This is a genomic window from Ochrobactrum sp. SFR4, assembly GCF_019730395.1.
Taxonomy (GTDB): domain Bacteria; phylum Pseudomonadota; class Alphaproteobacteria; order Rhizobiales; family Rhizobiaceae; genus Pseudochrobactrum.
In genome coordinates this window covers 1-278 of sequence record NZ_JAAPBB010000704.1, presented here as the reverse complement: position 1 = coordinate 278, position 278 = coordinate 1, and the positions used below count along the sequence as shown (strand labels likewise).

Annotated in this window: 1 protein-coding gene; it reads left to right on the top strand. The window is 51.4% G+C overall.

Features of this window, described 5'->3' with window-relative positions; translation table 11 throughout:
• Positions 1-278, top strand: a 278-nt coding sequence (locus HBA93_RS20875; RefSeq protein WP_502910163.1) for an RNA polymerase factor sigma-54, incomplete at both ends; no start/stop codon positions are given.

Here is a 278-nt window from a genome sequence, read left to right as displayed (position 1 = left end):
AGAAGCAGTTTCTGCGCGCCTGCAAACAGAAGGCAAACTGGCTGACGCGTATTCTCGATCAGCGTGCGCAAACTGTCCTGAATGTCGGTGAGCACATCATCACTCACCAGCAAGCTTTTCTGGAAAACGGGGCTGAGGCGCTCAAACCACTGACAATGCAGATGGTGGCCGATGCGATTGAGATGCATGAAAGCACCATCAGCCGCGTTGCCAATCAGAAATATATGATGACCCCGCAAGGTCTGTTTGAGTACCGCTATTTTTTCAATGCGGCGATC